General features: G+C 66.7%; 16 protein-coding genes. 5 read left to right on the top strand and 11 right to left on the bottom strand.

Annotation, left to right across the window (positions count from 1 at the left end):
• Positions 1–86: 86 nt before the first annotated feature.
• The 3 genes from ACQY4Y_RS15165 to ACQY4Y_RS15175 all read right to left on the bottom strand — a co-directional run bounded on the left by ACQY4Y_RS15165 (position 87) and on the right by ACQY4Y_RS15175 (position 2894).
• Positions 87–887 carry a gamma-glutamyl-gamma-aminobutyrate hydrolase family protein gene (locus tag ACQY4Y_RS15165; RefSeq protein ID WP_428491440.1) on the bottom strand — a complete coding sequence of 267 codons (801 nt, stop codon included), beginning with the start codon at positions 885–887 and terminating at the stop codon, positions 87–89.
• An 87-nt stretch (positions 888–974) separates the two neighbouring features.
• Positions 975–1604 (bottom strand): LolA family protein, encoded by a 630-nt coding sequence (locus tag ACQY4Y_RS15170; protein ID WP_428491441.1) that lies wholly within the window; start codon positions 1602–1604, stop codon positions 975–977.
• Positions 1605–1658: 54 nt separating this feature from the next.
• Positions 1659–2894, bottom strand: coding sequence for an MFS transporter (locus ACQY4Y_RS15175; protein ID WP_428491442.1), 1236 nt, complete (start codon positions 2892–2894; stop codon positions 1659–1661).
• A gap of 217 nt (positions 2895–3111) precedes the next feature.
• Here ACQY4Y_RS15175 and ACQY4Y_RS15180 point away from each other — a divergent pair, with 217 nt between their 5' ends.
• A complete protein-coding gene (locus tag ACQY4Y_RS15180) occupies positions 3112–3852 on the top strand; it encodes an AraC family transcriptional regulator (RefSeq protein WP_428491443.1) in 741 nt (246 codons plus the stop codon).
• Positions 3853–3854: 2 nt separating this feature from the next.
• Here ACQY4Y_RS15180 and ACQY4Y_RS15185 read toward each other — a convergent pair whose 3' ends face one another.
• On the bottom strand, positions 3855–4610 hold the full coding sequence (locus tag ACQY4Y_RS15185) for an SDR family NAD(P)-dependent oxidoreductase (RefSeq protein WP_428491444.1): 756 nt from the start codon (positions 4608–4610) through the stop codon (positions 3855–3857).
• 136 nt (positions 4611–4746) lie between these two features.
• Here ACQY4Y_RS15185 and ACQY4Y_RS15190 point away from each other — a divergent pair, with 136 nt between their 5' ends.
• Both ACQY4Y_RS15190 and ACQY4Y_RS15195 read left to right on the top strand, forming a co-directional pair.
• Entirely contained in the window at positions 4747–4968 is a 222-nt protein-coding gene (locus ACQY4Y_RS15190) for a hypothetical protein (protein WP_428491445.1), read from the top strand.
• A gap of 68 nt (positions 4969–5036) precedes the next feature.
• Positions 5037–6053, top strand: a complete 1017-nt coding sequence (locus ACQY4Y_RS15195) for a C-terminal binding protein (protein WP_428491446.1) — start codon at positions 5037–5039, stop codon at positions 6051–6053.
• Positions 6054–6178: 125 nt separating this feature from the next.
• Here ACQY4Y_RS15195 and ACQY4Y_RS15200 read toward each other — a convergent pair whose 3' ends face one another.
• Positions 6179–7516: an ABC transporter substrate-binding protein gene (locus ACQY4Y_RS15200; protein ID WP_428491447.1), complete on the bottom strand. Its 1338-nt coding sequence runs from the start codon at positions 7514–7516 to the stop codon at positions 6179–6181.
• Positions 7517–7658: 142 nt separating this feature from the next.
• Here ACQY4Y_RS15200 and arfB point away from each other — a divergent pair, with 142 nt between their 5' ends.
• Entirely contained in the window at positions 7659–8075 is a 417-nt protein-coding gene (gene arfB / locus ACQY4Y_RS15205; RefSeq protein WP_428491448.1) for an alternative ribosome rescue aminoacyl-tRNA hydrolase ArfB, read from the top strand.
• Between the two features lie 48 nt (positions 8076–8123).
• On the opposite strand, the gene ACQY4Y_RS15210 is transcribed toward arfB, so the two are convergent.
• The 3 genes from ACQY4Y_RS15210 to ACQY4Y_RS15220 form a co-directional block, all read right to left on the bottom strand.
• Positions 8124–9515, bottom strand: a complete 1392-nt coding sequence (locus ACQY4Y_RS15210; RefSeq protein ID WP_428491449.1) for an amidase — start codon at positions 9513–9515, stop codon at positions 8124–8126.
• Positions 9516–9602: 87 nt separating this feature from the next.
• Positions 9603–10277 carry an NUDIX domain-containing protein gene (locus tag ACQY4Y_RS15215; RefSeq protein ID WP_428491450.1) on the bottom strand — a complete coding sequence of 225 codons (675 nt, stop codon included), beginning with the start codon at positions 10275–10277 and terminating at the stop codon, positions 9603–9605.
• A 97-nt stretch (positions 10278–10374) separates the two neighbouring features.
• Entirely contained in the window at positions 10375–11199 is an 825-nt protein-coding gene (locus tag ACQY4Y_RS15220) for a nitroreductase family protein (RefSeq protein WP_428491451.1), read from the bottom strand.
• 117 nt (positions 11200–11316) lie between these two features.
• Between ACQY4Y_RS15220 and ACQY4Y_RS15225 the strand changes: the two genes are divergently transcribed.
• On the top strand, positions 11317–12381 hold the full coding sequence (locus ACQY4Y_RS15225) for an Ldh family oxidoreductase (RefSeq protein ID WP_428491452.1): 1065 nt from the start codon (positions 11317–11319) through the stop codon (positions 12379–12381).
• Positions 12382–12561: 180 nt separating this feature from the next.
• On the opposite strand, the gene ACQY4Y_RS15230 is transcribed toward ACQY4Y_RS15225, so the two are convergent.
• Genes ACQY4Y_RS15230 through ACQY4Y_RS15240 form a run of 3 tightly spaced genes read right to left on the bottom strand, consistent with a single transcriptional unit; the run spans position 12562 to position 15254 of the window.
• Entirely contained in the window at positions 12562–12873 is a 312-nt protein-coding gene (locus tag ACQY4Y_RS15230) for a hypothetical protein (RefSeq protein ID WP_428491453.1), read from the bottom strand.
• Between the two features lie 28 nt (positions 12874–12901).
• Positions 12902–14035, bottom strand: a complete 1134-nt coding sequence (locus tag ACQY4Y_RS15235; RefSeq protein ID WP_428491454.1) for a bifunctional 2-C-methyl-D-erythritol 4-phosphate cytidylyltransferase/2-C-methyl-D-erythritol 2,4-cyclodiphosphate synthase — start codon at positions 14033–14035, stop codon at positions 12902–12904.
• A gap of 58 nt (positions 14036–14093) precedes the next feature.
• Positions 14094–15254 (bottom strand): lysylphosphatidylglycerol synthase domain-containing protein, encoded by a 1161-nt coding sequence (locus ACQY4Y_RS15240; protein WP_428491455.1) that lies wholly within the window; start codon positions 15252–15254, stop codon positions 14094–14096.

Consider the following 15254-nt stretch of genomic DNA (forward strand, 5'->3'; position numbering starts at 1 on the left):
GGGAAAGGCAGACTGCGGCGGCGGACCGCCTATGCACTCCCCGATTAATCCGCGGCGACCGGCGGGCGCCAACCGGCCCGCGCCAGTTATTCCGCGGCTAGGCGCACTGCGCCTAGCCGAGCGGCATCGGCGTAGGCCCGCACCGCGGTGCCGAACTGCTCGAAGATTGCGCGCGACAGCGTGTCGGTCTGCCAATCGTATTCCGGGTGCCATTGCACACCCACTGCGTAGCCTTGGCTGGCGGCGACGCAGACTGCCTCGATCAGACCGTCCGGCGCGATGCCCTCGGCGACCAGTCCCGGAGCGAGCTTGTTGATCCCCTGGTTGTGCAAGGAGTTCACCGCGATCCGCGTCGTGCCGGCCAGGTGGTGCAGCCAGCCGCCCGGGGTGACCCGGATCGAGTGCGCCTTGCTTTGGCGCAGCCGCGCGGACGGCTGCATCGGCGTGGAATGATCCATCCGGTCCGGCAGGTCCTGGATCCGCTGGTGCAGCGATCCGCCGAGAGCGACATTCAACTCCTGAAACCCACGGCAGATCGCCAGCAACGGAACTCCGCGCGCCACCGCCGCTCGGATCAGCGGCAGCGTAATGCCGTCACGGTTGGGATCCTCGTGCGTGCCCTCGGCATGCGGCGGACCATCATACAGCGTGGGCTGGACGTTGGAGCGGCTGCCGGTCAGGACGATGCCGTCGAGTCGCTCAAGCAGGGTCTCGATGTCGGCGGTTGGGCCGTTGGCGGGCAGCAAGACCGGGACGCCGCCGATCACTTCGTCGGTTGCTCGCACGTACGTGTCGGAGGCGGCATGGTTCGGCATTCCGAAAACACCGAACTGCTTGGTGCAGCAACTGATGCCGATTAACGGCTTGACGACGCGGGCAGACCTCATGTCAGGAAATATCATTCCCCATCTTGGCGACAAAAAGAAGGGTTTTTCGTCCCGCGGGACACATGCCCGTCATGCAAGCCGGCCATTTCATCCCTGTTTCGCCGCTGGCGGACTGATTTGCTCGAACAGTTGCGGGTCGAAGCTGCCGCCGAGCTGAATGTTGTAGAGGGTGACGTGGGTTTCGCGCCGTTGCGCGTCCACCACCGTCCATTGCCGCAGACTGAGCGGCGGATCGGAGAAGATCAACGTCAGTGAGCCATCGCCGGGGCTGTTGGTGCGCACCAGCGTCAACTGGATCTGGCCCGGCACGTGCTGGATGCTGGTCACCGTCACTCCATGGCCGGACAATTCAACGTGCTTCGCCAGCAGGATGCCCAACGGCGTGCGGCCCAGCCCGATATTGGTGGTTTGCTGCAGCGCCGAGTCGTGGAAGGTCAGCACGCCGTAGGCGGCGATCAGCAGGAAGGGAGACGGTGGGTCGTACTGGAAGCGCATCCGGCCTGGGCGTTGCAGCCATGCGGTGCCTTGAGAAACCCCGCCGTCGCCGGCCACCTGCAGGAAGTGCGCCTTGAGCGTCTTGAGCCCGTTCAGGTAATCCTGGATGCGGACGATATCCGCCTGGTCCTGGGCGGACAGCACGATCGATGTTGTTGCCCTGGCGGTTAGGCTGAACGGCAGCAGCGCGGCGGACAATTGCAGGATGCGGCGACGAAGCATCCGCCAGATGTGGCGCTTTGGTTCGTGGTTTGCAAACCCGGCGCCGTGCCGCCGCTATTCCGCGGCGACCGGCAGGGCGGCGGTCTCGGCGGAGGCTTCAGCCCACAGCTCGGGCCGCAGTTCCTCGCGCCGGTTCGGGAAGAACAGCGCACAGCCCAGCGTGACCACCGAGAACGCCGATAAAACCATGGTGACCACCGCCACGCTGCCGGTGCGCTCATAGAGTATGGAAACCACGGGGGCGGCGGCGGCGGCGCCCAGGAAGCCGACGAAGAACCGCACGGAGTAGATCCGCGCGCGTAACGCCGGCGAAATGTAGCGCGCCGCCATGGTCTCGTTCACCGTTACCTGGCCGAAAATCGACGCCGCCACCACAGCGGCCAGCGGCAGCACCAGCCAGCCTTGCGCAAAGGACAATGCCAGCATGGCCGGTGCGAGCAGCAGGCTGACCGGCAGGAACACCTGCTTCAGCGTGCTGTGGTCGATCATTCGCCCGATCGAGAACTGGGTCAGCGCGCCGCACAGGGTGACCAAGAAGGCCGCCAACCCGACCAGCGGCAACAGGCTGGCAGTACTCGCCAGGCGTTCCTGCATCAGCTTGGGCAGCAGGATGGTGTAGGCGTTGAACACCAGGCCGGACGAGATCGCGATCAGCATCAGCACGACGACGGCGCGGCGGACCAGATGGCGCGGGATCGGCGGAAACGGACGAGCGTTGGCGTGGGCGCTGACATGGGCCAGCGGCGTACGCATCCAGCACAGCCCGGCTACCGCGCACAGCAAGCCGGGCACGACGAACGCCGCCCGCCAGCCGACCTGGTTGGCCAGAAACGCCGTCACCACCGGCGCCAGCGCGACACCGAAGTTACCGAACACGCCGTTCACGCCGATCGAGCGGCCGGGCTTGTCGCCGGCGGCCTCGACCAGCATCGTGGTGCCGATCGGATGGTAGATCGAGGCGAACGCCCCGGCGAGCGACAGCGCGACGGCCAGCATCGCCGGTGAGTGTGCGGCGCCGGCGCCGATCAGGCTGACCCCGGTGCCGAGGAAGAACGCTGTCATCAGCGTCTTGCGACCGAACCGCGCCACCAGCCAGCCTTGCGGCAGCGACAACAGGCCATAGAACACGAACATGCCCGTCGCCAGCGCCAGGATCGGGCCGTACGACTCGCCGAACGGACCGCCGCGAACCGCCATCGCCAACACCGCGGTGGGCAGGATCAGCAGGCTGTAGTGGGTTATGGTGTGGGCGGTGTTGATGAACACGATCTGGCGGGTCGCTGGGGTCATGAACGGCGTTTCCTTCGCTTCGGCGCTGGAGTGCGATCGCGTTTGGCGGCATCACCAAAAGCGTGAATCGCCCTCGCGAAATGAGTTGCCAAGCATTATCGGTACAACCTGAACCGATAATGCCTTAGTGTAGGCTGTCGTTATGGCGATGTCTGGCCAAAATTTGTCGCGTACCGGCCAAAGTCGTTTGCGGCCATTCGAACGGGCACCACGGCCGATGGTCGGCTACGCCTTTGACTACGCGCCGGGGCACGAGACCGGACTGCATCGGCATCCCCGGGCGCAGTTGCTGTTTGCCACCTCCGGGGTGATGCGGATCAACACCGACGCGGCGCTGTTCACCGTGCCGCCGGGAACCGGGCTCTGGGTGCCGGCGGACACGCCGCACGGCGTTCGCATGGACGGCCTGGTGCGGATGCGGGCGTTGTTCCTGCGCGCCGATGCGGCGGCCTCGGGACCGTCGTCGGCGACGGTGATCGCGGTATCGCCGCTGCTGCGCGAACTGATCCTGACGGTGTGCGGGGAGCCGGTGGTGTGGGACGCGAGTGGGCCGATCCGGCTGGTGGCGGCACTGGTGCTGCACGAGATCAGGCGTGCCGGCACCCGGCCGCTGTCGTTACCCGCCTGCAGCGATCCCAGGCTGCTGCGGGTGGTGGCGGTGCTGATCGCCGATCCCGCCGACCCGCGCGACCTGGAGGGCCACGCGGCGGTCGCCGGCGCGTCGGTGCGCACCCTGGCGCGGCTATTCCGGGCCGAGACCGGCATGAGCTTCCAGCAGTGGCGGCGGCAGTTGCGGATGACCGAGGCGTTGGCGCGGATTGCCCGCGGCGACCCTGCGAACCGCGTGGCGGTTGCCGTCGGCTATGCCAGCGTGCCGGCGTTCGGGGCGGCATTCCGCGAGACATTCGGCACCACGCCGGCGATGGCCGCGCCCAAAGCCGGGGTCGCACCCGCCTAGTTTCAGATCACCAGTCCGCCATCGACATGGATGGTCTGACCGGTGACGTAGCCGGCGGCCGGCGAGGCAAGGAACTCGACCATGGCGGCGACATCTTCCGGTAGGCCGATCCGTCCCAGCGGGATCCGGGCGGTCTGCGGCGACAGCGCGTTCGGGCCGATGGCTCGGTGGGCGTTCGGGTCCTTGCGGATGAAACCAGGCACCACCGCGTTGACGGTCACGCCGCTGGGGCCGAGTTCGATGGCCAGCGCGCGGACCAACGCCTCGAGCCCGGCTTTGGCGGCGGCGGAGGCGGGGAAGCCGGGCAGATCGACGCGATAGGCGTGCGCGACAAAGCTGGATATGGCGACAATCCGGCCGTCGGCCGCGCCGCGCAGATGCGGCAGGGCAGCCTGCGCGAGGCGGAAGAAGGCGCCCTGGATCGACTGGGTAGAGGCCGTCAGCGCCTGGTCGGTCAGGTCGGCGAACGTGGTGCGATCGGCGAAGCCGGCGTTGCTGATCAACACGTCCAGACCGCCGAAATGGCGCGTCGCGCTTAGCACCAACTGTGCCGCTGCGGCCGGATCGGCGAGGTCGCCGAGGGCAACTTCAGCCAAACCCCCGGCCTCGCGGACTTGGCGCGCCACCGTCTCGGCGCCCGTGGCGTTGCGTCTTGTGTGTACCAGGATTGCGCTCCGCGGCCCGGCCATAGCCCGGCAGATCGCCGCGCCGATGCCGCTGGCCGCGCCGGTGACCAGAATGCTGCGCGGTCGCTCCATTGGGGCAGAGAAGCACGCCGTTCGGCCTGGCGTCGAGATGGTGGGTAAATCGGCAACACGGCCGCAGGATGAACCGGCGGTGGGAAACATTTGCCGGGTGATGGCGTTGCATGCGTCACCACCAGGGAGTGTTTCGATGCGACGTATCATCCTCGCCGCCATGCTTATCGGCTTCACCGTCTCGGCGCACGCGGCGGACGACAGCAGCAAGAAGCCAGCGGGAACCGCGAAGGGCGCCGCGGTCGGCGCGCTAGCTGGACACGAAGTTGGCAGCGGCCATGCGGTTGCTGGTGCCGCCACCGGGGCCGCGATCGGACATCATCAGTCGAAGAAGGCCGAGGAGTCCAAGTCGAAATAACCGCGCCGATTGCGTCACTTGGCGGCTCGTTATAGGACGGCGGAAAGGCAACGAAGGAAGCAACCGCCATGACCCGGGTCAGCGTGCTGTATTCGGAAAAATCCTATGCCGACGACAGCGTGGAGCAGCGGGTCTACGGCCCGGACGTGCGGGTGATGTTTCCGCCGGCGCCGACCGCCTCGCTGGCCGATCTTTCGGATGCGGACTGCGCGGCTGCCGAGGGATTGATGATCCTGCGGTTCAAGGTGAATGCCGCCGACCTCAAGCGGTTCCCCCGGTTGCGCGCGATCTGCCGGATGGGCGTCGGGTATGACAACCTGGACCGGGCGGCGGCGGCGGACCGGCAGATCGTGATCCTGAATGTGCCGGACTACGGAACGACCGAGGTTGCCGATCACGCAATGGCTCTGGCGCTTTCACTGCGCCGGGGCCTGTTGTTGCATCATGAGGCTCAGCGTACCTCGCCGCCGGCGGTCTGGCGGTATGTCGATGACCCGCTGGTGCGGCGTTCGGCGGTGCAGACATTCGGCATTGTCGGGATGGGCCGCATCGCCACGGCCGTTGCCTTGCGCGCCAAGGCGTTTGGCTTCCGGGTGGTATTCCATGACCCGTATCTGCCGAACGGGGTGGAACTCGGCCTCGGCATCGAGCGTGCGGCGACGCTGGAGGCATTGCTGGAGCAGACCGACACGCTGTCGGTGCATGCGCCGTTGACGCGCGACACCAGGGGGCTGTTGGGGCTGCGGCAATTGTCTCTGCTGCCGAAAGGGGCGGTAGTGGTGAACACCGCGCGCGGGCCGATCATCGACATCGATGCGCTGGCGACATTGCTGAAGAGTGGGCACCTGGCCGGGGTCGGGCTGGACGTGGTGCCGGTGGAGCCACCGGTCGAGCCGGTGCCCGAGCTGCTGCGGGCCTATCGGGCGCGCGAGGGCTGGACGCTGGGCCGGCTGATCATCACGCCGCACTCGGCGTTCTATACCCCGCAGGCGTGGGACGACATTCGCAGCAAGTCCGCCGAGACCATGCGCGCCGCGTTGCTGGGCCCGCGGCCGCAGAATGTGATCCCGCCGGAGAGCGATTGAACGGTTGTCCGTGCCGAGCTCGGATCAGAGCGCGATCGCTTTTGGTGGCATCACCAAAAGCGTGAATCGCTCTGGTGAACAAAGAGTTGCAAGGCACGATCGGTTCGACCTGATCCGATCGTGTCTTAGCGGGTGAACCCTTCGAGTTCGTCCTTCGCCCAGTCGATCGACTGCTTGATCGTCTGTCCCGAGACCAGCTTCGACACCATCGTCGGGATCAGGCCGCGGTTCCACGCCTGGACGCCGATATCTGGTGGTCCGGATGATCCGGTGACATAATATTCCGCGTCGTGCCAAGGCCGGATCGGATAGTTGTATACCGTGCCCTTGGGCGGCTCGACCTGCTCCCAGATCTTGAAGTCGGCCATCGAGGCATAGGGCGGAATGTCGTAGCCGGAGACCGCCGTGGTCAGCGTCTCCATCTGCTCGCGGGCGCCGAGATAGGCCAACAGCTCGCGCGCCGCCGGCTTGTTCTGCGCGAACGACCAGAGGCCGAAGAAATACGGCCGCATCGGCACCATGCGGCCCTTGGGCCCGCGCGGGTTGGGGAAGGTCCAGCAGTCCGCCGCCACCTGCGGTGCGTCGCGCTTGGCCACCGCCCACGCCGAGGGCGGGTTCCAGATCATCGCCGACTTGCCGGAGATCAGCGCTCGGTTGTTGGAGGCATCGTCGTAGCTGACGGTGTCTGACGGCAGGAACGGCACCATGCGCTTGGCGTATTCCAGCGCTGTCCGGACGTTGTCGGAATCGACCGTGATGTTGCCCTTGGCGTCAACCAGATCGGCGCCGAACGCGCCAAACGTGGCGCCCCAGGTCTGGTTCGAGTCAGTGGTGGAGCCGCAGCCGAAGCCGAATGGGAAGCCGGCCTTGTGACAGGCCTCCGCCGCTTTCAACTGGGTCTCATAGGTCCAGTCGGCGGACGCCGCCGGCGTCGATGGATGATTCGGGAACCACGCCTCGACGTCGATTCCGGCGTATTTCTTGAACATGCTGATCCGCGCGCAACTGGTCAGCGGCGCCGAACCCCAGGCCACCGGGATCGCCCGCCAATGCCCGTCGGATACCCCGAGATACTCGTAGGCGCGGCCGATCTTGCCATACTTGGCGATGAATCCGTGCATGATGTCGTCGACCGGGTCGAGCTCATCGGCGTATTCGTGCACCGACCACATATCGAAGGCATAGACGTCGTGCCCGGTCTTGGCCTGCGCTTCGGCCGCCATGGTGATGTTGATCTTGTTGCCGATGGAGGTCAGGAAATCGAGCGTGACATCGACCTTGTTCTTCTCCGCCCAGGCGCCGACCAATTTTTTCATTGCTTCGTTGCCGGCCGGAACCCAATGGTCCCACAGCGCAACGCTGAGGCGGCCGGCGGCCCCGGCGGAGCGGATGTTGACCAGCGGAAGCGCGGCCGCGGTGGCACCCAGATGCAGGGCCTTGCGGCGGCTGAGGCGGGATTTCATTGTGGTGATTCCTCCCGGAGAGCCGGACATTGTCGCCGACCGTTTTTTGAATGGGTGGAGTATTCCCCAACATCGGCGATTGAACAAGCAAGCGGCCGCGTTTACCGGCCTATGGTAACAAGCGTGACGGACGGGACGGTCGATGATCCAAGTAACCAGGACGCTGGCGATCGACGAGCGGGCGTTGCAGGAGACGTTCATCCGAGCCTCCGGACCCGGCGGGCAGAACGTCAACAAGGTTGAAACCGCGGTGCAGCTTCGACTGTCCCTGGATCATGCCGGTCTGCCGCCGCCGGTCCGCGCCCGGCTGGAAAGGTTGGCGGGCCGCCGGCTCACGCTGGACGGCGACATCCTGATCTCCGCCCAGCAACACCGCACGCAAGAGCGCAATCGCGCCGAGGCGATGGCGGCGCTGATCGAGTTGATCCGGCGCGCCGGCGTTGCGCCGATCCGGCGGGTGCCGACCAAGCCAAGCCATGGTTCAAAGCTGCGGCGGCTGGAGCAAAAGGCGCACCGGGGACGGCTGAAGCGCGGGCGCGGCAAGAGCGACCCGGAATGATTGTTGTCCAGTGGCGGCCGTGCCAGCGCCACAGGGGCGCCGGCTGGGCTATTCCGCCATCGGGCGCCGTGTCCTGGTTCCCAGCGCGCGTTCCAACGCGTCGCCGACCTGCAAGACAAGTGCGTCCTCGAACGGCCGGCCGCCGATCTGCAACGCTAGCGGCAGGCCCTTGCTGGAGAAGCCGTTGCACATCGACAGTGCCGGTGCGCCGGTGACGTTGAACGCGCGATTGAAGAATGGCTGGAATCCCGAAGCCATGGAATCCTCGCCGATCGGTCGTGCCGGACATCGAGCGGTGGGGAAAACCACCACGTCGACGGTCGTCATCACGTCGAGGAATTCGGCGACCAACCGGGCGCGCTCGCGCTGCGCGTTGATGTAGTCGACGGCCGAGATGAAGGCGCCGGCCATCAGCCGGTGGCGGCCGAACGCGCCATAGAGTTCCGGCGCCGAACGCAGCCAGTGTTGATGGATCGCATAGGCCTCAGCGCGGGCGATCAGGCTGCCGCAGTCGGCATAGGCGGCGAACGGCGACAACGTCACGTCGCCGACCGCCGCGCCGAGGTCGCGCAGCGCCCGTAGGCTTGTTTCCAGCGCCGCGATTGTTTCCGGATCGGTGCGCAGGTCCTGTTCGAAGAAGTGCCGCACCACGCCGATCCGCAGCCCGGCCAGCGACTTGCCGAGGCCGGCGGTATAATCGATCGCCGCCACCGCGGCGCTGCCGGGATCGGCCGGATCGTAGGAGGCCAGCACCTGCATCATCAGCGCGCAGTCCTCGCTGGTCCAGCACATCGGCCCGGCGTGATCGAGCGAGAACGACAATGGCAGGATGCCGCGCCGGCTGAGCAGGCCATAGGTCGGCTTGTGGCCGGCGATGCCGCACCAGGCGGCTGGTCCGCGGATCGATCCGCCGGTGTCGCTGCCCATCGCGCCCATGCACAATCCGGCGGCAACCGCGGCGCCCGATCCGGATGACGATCCGGACGGGTCGAGCGACACGTCCCACGGATTTCGCGCCGGCGGCCACGGCAGGTCGAACGACGATCCGCCGATGGCGAATTCCCAGGTCGCCAGCTTGCCGGTAATGATAGCACCAGCGCTACGCATCAGGTTTACGGTGAAGGCGTCGTCGCTGGGGATGTGGTCCTTGAACAGCGCCGAGTGCCCGGTGGTGCGAATCCCGGCGGTGTTATAGATATCCTTCAGGCCGATCGGGATGCCATGCAGCGGTCCCTTCCAGCCACCGCCGGCGATCTCTGATTCTGCCTTGGCCGCGTCAGCGATTGCCTGTTCTTCCAGCACCAGAAGATGGCTGTGCAACACGGTGTCGAGCAGCTTGATGCGCGCGATGAAGGCCTTGGTCAGCTCAACCGGCGATAGTTGGCGGGCTTTGATCTGGGAGGATGCCTGCGCGATGGTCAGGAAATGCAGGTCGGTCATTCAAACGTGCCTTCGGCTTGCAATCGTAGGCCGAGGGTTAGCAAGACCGATACCACAGGACGGTATCGATCTTATCACGCAATTGAATCACTCCATCAGCCAGCCGCGGTCGCGCAACAGGACCGGCATCGAGGTCTCTGCGTCGCGCTCGGTCGGCGTCATGGCGAGCCATTGCCGCAGCCGCTCCAGCACGCGCCGGGTGGGCAGCGCCAGAGGTAGCGCCAGCGCCTCGGTCATGCCCCAGAACCGTAGTCCTTCCAGTTCTCCGTCGCCGGCGAGTTTGCCGTGGACGTGCTGTTCTTCAACCACCAAGAACCTGGCGTTGAAGCGCATCGGCAGGCCAGGAGGGGTGACCGCCCTGGCGAGGTATTGCAGCACATCCAGCCGGGGCGGATGGCCAAGCGAGAGACCGGTTTCCTCCAGCAGTTCGCGGGCCGCAGCGGCGGCCAAGCCGTGGGCCATCGCGCCGTTGGTTCGCTTTCGCAACGCTCTCTCGGTCGCCGGGGACAGCGACGTCGCGCACGGCGCTTTCAGGTCGGCGCGATCCACCCGGCCGCCTGGAAACACCAAGCGGTTCGGCATGAAGCGATGGCTGGCGCCGCGCATTCCCATCAACATGTGCGGCTCGCTGTTCCCGCTTCGCAGCACGATCAGGCTTGCGGCGTGCTTGGCTCGGACCGCCGCGCCCCCAGGCGCACGGGGTTTAGCGCCGACCGGGGCGCCCGGGTTCGCGTCGGCGGGCGGGATCGAGTGTGTGGCCACGGGGGCGCCTGCTGCGTGTCCGGCGGTTGCACCGAAATCGCCGTGACCGTCTGTTCGGTTGCGGGCGGCGTGCTTGGGTCCGACCGGGAAGGCCTCATCAGGCAAGATCGAAGCCCCTGGTTTTCAAGTACGCCAAAAAGCCGAAACGTTCTGGTACCGAAAGTTGGCGGGCGGCGTTCTCGCTCCAGCCGACGCCCTCGCGCGGCGGGTAGACGTCGTTGTTCTTCAGTGCGGCCGCCGCCACCGGATCGCGGGCGGTGCGGCGCTGATCATAGGCCGCGATCTCGGCGTCCAGCCCGCTGTCGTCGTAGCGTTCTCGATGCACCACGACGGACGGCGGTAGCCGCATCGAGAGCGGCCGACGGAACACCGGCCAGCCCACGCTCAAGCCGGCAACCGGATAAACGCCCGACGGCAGACCCAGCAGCGGCGACACCCGCTCGATATGGCTGCGCACGTAGCTGATCGGGCAACTGCCCAGGCCGACCGCATCGGCCGCGGTGATGAACTGCGCCATCGCCAGCGAACAATCGACGGCGGTGTTGAGGAAGGTGTCCAGGTTGTTGTTGGCGTGCGGCATGCCATGCATCTCGCACAAACGCTGGCCACGCCGCATGTCGCCGCACCAGACCAGGAACACCGGAGCGGTGGCGATCCAGTCCATCGTGCCGATCCAGTCGGCGATCTGTTTGATCCGCCCGGGGTCGCGCATCACCACCACCGAGAACTGCTGCAGGTCGGATTTGGCCGGCGCCGACTGTGCCGCCGCCAGCAATGCATCCAGCAGCGAATCGGTGACCGGCTGATCGGTGTAGCGCCTGGTCACGCGCCGATCGATCAACGGCGCGACCGAATCGGGGATTTCGGCCCTCGGCAGGTCGATGCCGAAGCGACCCTGTAGCAGGGCCTGGGTGTCAGCCATGGTCGATGCCTCCGCATTGTGGTCGCCGCACGTTACCCTTGCCGGAACACTCGCCAGGCGCAAGGCTCGCCGCCAAGCCAACGTTCCCTGTCAAGTCAACGCTTCAAGGAGTCGTCGATGCCCGCATCCTATGCCGATCACCGAGCCCAGTTGAAAGCCATTCTGCTGGCTTGGGGCATGCCGGCCGACAACGCCGAGACCACATCGGAGATCCTGTCCTGGGCCGACCTGCACGGGGTGGACAGCCACGGCATCTCGATGATCCCGGGCTACGACGCGCTGCGCCGGTCCGGACGGGCGCGGATGGACGCGCGGCCGACGATCATCAAGCAGACCCCGGTCGCGGCGCTGGTGGATGGCGGCGGTGGCCTCGGTCATGTGCCGGGACATTTCGCCATGTCGATGGCGATCCAAAAAGCCGCCGGCGTCGGGGTCGGGATCGCCGTGGTGAAGCACTCGGCGCATTTTGGCGCCGCCGGATACTATTCGCTGATGGCGGCCAGACGAGGGCTGGTGGGGATGTCCTGCACCTCGGCGTCGGGCATCCAGGTGGCGCCGACATTCGGCAAGCAGGCCCGGCTGGGCACCGATCCGTGGTCGTTCGCCGCACCTAGCGCGGATGGGGTGCCGTTCCTCTTGGACATGGCGACGACGACGGTGGCGGCCGGGCGGATCCGCAACAAAGTCAATGAGGCACTGCCGACGCCGGATGGCTGGGTGCTCGATTCCGAGGGGCGGCCGTCGAACGACCCGCTGGTCGCTAAGGAGAAGGGCGGCTTCCTGACCTCGCTGGGCGGGTCGCCTGAGAATTCCAGCTACAAGGGCTACGGCCTGGCGGTGATGGTCAACATTCTGGCGTCCTGCCTGTCGGGTGCGACGTTGATCACCGATCCGATGCACACCAAACGGCCGGTCGGCATGGATATTGGGCATTTTTTCATGGCGATCGACCCCAATCTGTTTCGCGAGTCGGGGGATTTTGAGGCTGACGTGGCGAGCTTCATGGCGGCACTACGCGGAACCACGCCAGTCGATCCGGCGCGTCCGGTCATGGTGGCCGGCGATCCACAGTGGAAACATGCCGAGACCCGGATGGCGAATGGGATTCCGGTCGGCGTCGGGCTGATGCGCCAGGTCCGCCAGATCGCCCAGGCCGCCGCGGCGCCATGGTTGTTGGATTAGCGGGCATGCTCTCGGCGATACCGCCTATGACGAAGACCGGCTGCGCGTCTTTCTGGACGCGCGCGGGAGCGTCGCGGTGATCAAGACCAATCCAACGCGCGAGACCATTCCTGAATGCGATGCGACGATATACGAGCAACGCAATCTCATCGGGCTTCGCGACCCTGGCGCGGCCAACGTTCACGACGTCCAGTGCGGCGGCTGCCAGTTCCAACCCGAGGATGTCGGCGACCACCAGCCGGGCATCCATAGATTGCCGTGCCCGGCCGCCGGCACATACTGGCCTTTCGCCCACACATAGCCGGTGCCGTTCCAGTTCCAGTGTCCCGGCTGCCACATCAATGGTTCAGCCGTCACCGGCGGCCTCGGGATCACCTCGCTGATCAGCGGCGGCACCGGAGGGTAGTTGTTGGCCTCAGATGGCGACGGCTGTTGGCAGCCCGCCAGCAGGCTGACGGTCAGCAGCGCGGCCAGGGTGAAGGATCGTGTCATGGTCTCGCGGGTCTCCTGCGGTGGGGGATCATTCCGGCACGACGATGGATACCGCGGCCTGGGCGGCGATACCCTCGCCGCGGCCGGTAAAGCCCAATTGTTCCGTGGTCGTGGCCTTCACCGAGACGCAGCCGAGATCGACGCCAAGCAGATCGCCCAGCCGCTGGATCATTGCCGGGGCGTACGGGGTGATCTTCGGCCGCTCGCAGATCAGCGTCACATCGGCGTTGACCAGGCGGCCGCCGCGGGCGGCGATCCGTTCCGCCGCATGAGCCAGGAAGTCGGCGCTGTCGGCGTCCTTCCAACGGGACTGGCTGGCTGGGAAATGGCGGCCGATATCACCCTCGGCGAGCGCACCATAGATCGCGTCGCACAGCGCATGGATGCCGACATCGGCGTCGGAGTGCCCGGCCAGACCCTTGTCGTGAGGCACCTGCACCCCGCACAGGAATAACGGGCGGCCGGCTTGCAGCACGTGGACATCGAAGCCGGTGCCGATACGCGTGATCAATCGCTCCGCCATGATGCGCTCCAGCCGGACCAGATCCTCGGGATAGGTTAATTTGATGTTGTCGTCCGATCCGGCGACGACCGCGACCGTTTGTCCCAACGCTTCCAGCAACGAGGCGTCGTCGGTGGCCTCCTCCAGGCCTGACCGATAGGCCGCCAGCAGCGCCTCGAACCGGAACGCCTGCGGCGTCTGGGCACGGAACAGCCCGCTGCGCGGCACCGTCTCGGTGATCACGCTGCGCACCACTCGCTTCAGTGTATCGGCGACCGGGGCCGCCGGGATGGCGCCGGATGATTGGCGCAATGCAGCCAGCAGGGCAGGGATCGTAGCGGGCGGAACGACCGGTCTGGCGGCGTCGTGCACCAACACGATGTCTGGGGTGTGTGGGACCAGCGCCTCCATCCCGGCGCCGACGCTGTCCTGCCGGGTCGCGCCACCGGCGATCGTCGGCAGGCAGTTGGGGACCCCCCTCAGCGCGGCTTCGATCGCACCGGCATCGCCGACCGGCTGCAGCAGGGACACCTGCGCGGCCAGCGCCTCGGCGGCATGGCGGATCACCGGTTTGCCGGCGAGGCTAAGGAACTGCTTCGGGGTCTCGGCACCGAAGCGCGAGCCGGTTCCGGCGGCGACGAGGATGGCGGCGATGCGCATGGCGCCGACAGATGCCGTTACGCGCCCCGTTCGTCAATGAGAAGCAGGCGCCTCGGGATCAACCCCGCCGTTGCCCCGGTCGCGGCTCAGCAAGCCGTGGCGACGCCGGTGCAACAGAGGCTTGGCCTTGCTTGTCCGGCCGGCGCAGGCGGAGCCGGCGCATCTCGACCAACTGCCAGATCAGCAGGATCGGCGCTGCCAGCACGATGTCGCGGGCGCGGCGGAGCAGTGAGACTGCCAGTGACAATTCCGGTGGCACACCGAAAATCGCGCCCAGGCCGGCATAGCCCGCCTCCTGCACGCCGGCGTTCACTGGCACGAGGAAGGCAACCGCAGCCGCGGCGCTCAAAAGCGCCTCGATCGCCAGGGCGTTGGCGAAGTCGATCGGAACGCGCAACGCCCGGTAGGCGATCCAGCCCGCCGCGCCGGTGGCGATCCAGCCGATCAGGTGGATCACGAAGCCCATTGCCAACCGTCCGGTGTGACGGTAGATCCGGTCAAGTTCGGCCTGCAGCAGCTCAAAGCGGTCCCCGGCATCGGCGAACCATCTGCCGGCGATGCGGCGGCCGATGCGGGCAAATACCGGCGCGGCACCCTTCTGCACCCAGACAAAGCCGAAGCAGGCGAGCACCGCCAGTCCGACCCCGACCTCCAGCGGCACGGCAAGCGCCGATTGCGGCGCGCGGGCCAGCAGAATGCCGAGACCGATACAGGTGAAGGCGATCTGGGCCAGGAATTCCGCGGTCACATCCACCACCGTGGAGGCTGTGGCGGTGTGCCAATCGATGCCATGCAGGGTGACCGCCCGGGCGCCGAACACGAACGCGCCGATCTGCGAGAACGGCAGGCAGTTGGCCGACGCGTCGCGCACCATGCGGCCCCAGATCAGCACCAGCGGCCGACGCATGCGGGGTGAGGGGATGATCACATCCCAGGCCAGGCCGAGAACCACGAACACCAGGACTTGCCAGCCGACGATGAACCCGAACTCTGGCCAGCCGATTCGGCTGACCGCGGTGACGATGTTGCCGAAGCCGTAGTAGGATACCAGCAGTACTGCGACGAGCAGCCCGAGCAGGGCCAGGATGTAGGACAGGCGTTTCATTCTCGGCGGCTTCTGCCCGCGCCGCGGCGCCAGAGCAAGCCTGGACTTCGTGCCGCGAGCCCGCGCAGCCCCGGTCTTGCCGTCGCGCCACGACACGGGCAGAAGCCCAGGCAT

It is taken from the genome of Rhodopila sp. (genome assembly GCF_965277165.1).
Taxonomy (GTDB): domain Bacteria; phylum Pseudomonadota; class Alphaproteobacteria; order Acetobacterales; family Acetobacteraceae; genus Rhodopila.

What these genes read in the sequence shown, in the direction of transcription:
- ACQY4Y_RS15190 (WP_428491445.1), top strand. Translation starts at nt 4,747, where the DNA reads ATGCGACGTATCATCCTCGCCGCCATGCTTATCGGCTTCACCGTCTCG.
- ACQY4Y_RS15180 (WP_428491443.1), top strand. Translation starts at nt 3,112, where the DNA reads ATGGTCGGCTACGCCTTTGACTACGCGCCGGGGCACGAGACCGGACTG.
- ACQY4Y_RS15230 (WP_428491453.1), bottom strand. Translation starts at nt 12,873, where the DNA reads ATGACACGATCCTTCACCCTGGCCGCGCTGCTGACCGTCAGCCTGCTG.
- ACQY4Y_RS15200 (WP_428491447.1), bottom strand. Translation starts at nt 7,516, where the DNA reads ATGAAATCCCGCCTCAGCCGCCGCAAGGCCCTGCATCTGGGTGCCACC.
- ACQY4Y_RS15220 (WP_428491451.1), bottom strand. Translation starts at nt 11,199, where the DNA reads ATGGCTGACACCCAGGCCCTGCTACAGGGTCGCTTCGGCATCGACCTG.
- ACQY4Y_RS15185 (WP_428491444.1), bottom strand. Translation starts at nt 4,610, where the DNA reads ATGGAGCGACCGCGCAGCATTCTGGTCACCGGCGCGGCCAGCGGCATC.
- arfB (WP_428491448.1), top strand. Translation starts at nt 7,659, where the DNA reads ATGATCCAAGTAACCAGGACGCTGGCGATCGACGAGCGGGCGTTGCAG.
- ACQY4Y_RS15175 (WP_428491442.1), bottom strand. Translation starts at nt 2,894, where the DNA reads ATGACCCCAGCGACCCGCCAGATCGTGTTCATCAACACCGCCCACACC.
- ACQY4Y_RS15210 (WP_428491449.1), bottom strand. Translation starts at nt 9,515, where the DNA reads ATGACCGACCTGCATTTCCTGACCATCGCGCAGGCATCCTCCCAGATC.
- ACQY4Y_RS15195 (WP_428491446.1), top strand. Translation starts at nt 5,037, where the DNA reads ATGACCCGGGTCAGCGTGCTGTATTCGGAAAAATCCTATGCCGACGAC.
- ACQY4Y_RS15225 (WP_428491452.1), top strand. Translation starts at nt 11,317, where the DNA reads ATGCCCGCATCCTATGCCGATCACCGAGCCCAGTTGAAAGCCATTCTG.
- ACQY4Y_RS15240 (WP_428491455.1), bottom strand. Translation starts at nt 15,254, where the DNA reads ATGCCTGGGCTTCTGCCCGTGTCGTGGCGCGACGGCAAGACCGGGGCT.
- ACQY4Y_RS15235 (WP_428491454.1), bottom strand. Translation starts at nt 14,035, where the DNA reads ATGCGCATCGCCGCCATCCTCGTCGCCGCCGGAACCGGCTCGCGCTTC.
- ACQY4Y_RS15170 (WP_428491441.1), bottom strand. Translation starts at nt 1,604, where the DNA reads ATGCTTCGTCGCCGCATCCTGCAATTGTCCGCCGCGCTGCTGCCGTTC.
- ACQY4Y_RS15165 (WP_428491440.1), bottom strand. Translation starts at nt 887, where the DNA reads ATGAGGTCTGCCCGCGTCGTCAAGCCGTTAATCGGCATCAGTTGCTGC.